Origin of the sequence: Anaerobutyricum soehngenii (genome assembly GCF_009697165.1) — a bacterium.
GTDB classification, from domain to species: domain Bacteria; phylum Bacillota; class Clostridia; order Lachnospirales; family Lachnospiraceae; genus Anaerobutyricum; species Anaerobutyricum soehngenii.
The window spans coordinates 1-1364 of record NZ_VULP01000066.1 but is presented as its reverse complement, the minus strand read 5'-3'; the positions used below and the strand labels follow the sequence as shown (position 1 = coordinate 1364).

At 42.5% G+C, this 1364-nt stretch carries 2 protein-coding genes; both read left to right on the top strand.

Features of this window, described 5'->3' with window-relative positions; genetic code table 11:
- The first annotated feature begins 92 nt into the window (after positions 1-92).
- Positions 93-440 carry a transposase gene (locus tag FYJ25_RS14710; RefSeq protein WP_229097941.1) on the top strand — a complete coding sequence of 116 codons (348 nt, stop codon included), beginning with the start codon at positions 93-95 and terminating at the stop codon, positions 438-440.
- Positions 430-1248 carry an IS3 family transposase gene (locus FYJ25_RS14315; RefSeq protein WP_242970654.1) on the top strand — a complete coding sequence of 273 codons (819 nt, stop codon included), beginning with the start codon at positions 430-432 and terminating at the stop codon, positions 1246-1248. Before FYJ25_RS14710 ends, FYJ25_RS14315 begins: the two co-directional genes overlap by 11 nt.
- The last annotated feature ends 116 nt before the right edge of the window (positions 1249-1364 follow it).

Below are 1364 nucleotides of genomic sequence, written 5' to 3'. Positions count from 1 at the left end.
GTATAATGGTCTCATAAATTAAGACACTTTTTCGGACAGTTTTTAATGAATCTGATATACTTAAACCAGTATGAAAGAAAGGATCCATTATCATGTCCAGACAAAGAAGAAATTTTAATGCCAAATTCAAATCAGACCTTGTAATTGAGCTGCTTAAGGGTGAGAAAGATCTCAATACCCTTGCAACTGAAAATAACATCCAACCAAATCTGCTCCGCAACTGGAAAAAAGAGTTCTTGAACAATGCTTCGGTTGTGTTCGACGACAAGCGTGAGGAAAACCTCAAAGAAAAGCTTGCCGAAGAGCGTAAGGAGAAAGCGGAGTATGCCAAAAAGGTTGGTCAGTTAACCATGCAGGTTGACTGGCTCAAAAAAAAATCTGAAGAAATTTGTGGACCTGACTACGAGAGTAAGTTTAGTCCAAAACCTTTTGACGACTAAGGAAATTCCGGCTTCTGTTGGCGCCAGGTTGCTTGACATCAACCGTACAAGCATTTATTACAAGGGTGCCCCTATTTCAGATGAGGAACTGGCCTGCAAAGAGATCATTGATCATCTCCATACAGATAATCCCACTTGGGGCGCAAGACAAATGTCTGCACAGTTAAAAACCCGTGGTTACCAGGTTGGACGCCGCAAGGCAAGACGCTACATGAATGAGATGGATATTTACCCGATTTATCCAAAGATGAATCTTTCCAAGCGAATGCAGCAGGCGAAAGTATGTCCATATCTTCTTCGTAATGCGGTCATAGACAAACCAAATCAGGCATGGTCTATTGACATTACATATATTCCGATCAAGCGCGGATTTCTGTATCTGACAGCCGTGATCGACTGGTATAGCCGTTGTATTGTCGGCTGGGAAGTGGATGACACACTTGATACCAGAATGGTTATCAGTGCCCTGAAAAAAGCTTTCAAAGTGGCAAAACCTCAGATCTTGAATTCAGATCAGGGTTGTCAGTTTACAAGTCAGCAATACATTGACTTTGTAAAGGAAAACGGTATCCGCCAGAGTATGGATGGAAAAAGCCGCTGGGCAGACAACATCATGATTGAGCGCTGGTTCCGCAGCTTCAAGTATGAGGAAGCCTATCTGACACAGTACAACAACATCAGGGAAGCAAGGGCTGCTATCAGACAGTATATCCACACCTACAACTTTGAGCGACGCCATTCTGCACTTGATTACCAAACACCGGCTGAATGCTACTATCCGGCAATGTTGATGCCATATGTAGCTTAGCATATATTGGATCTGGGGAGTGCTCCACTGTTCTCTCCATGTTCCTTGTAACTTGTCCACCATATCAGTTCATTATAAAAATCTTAGATTTTTGTCTTGACAACTGAGCCACTATA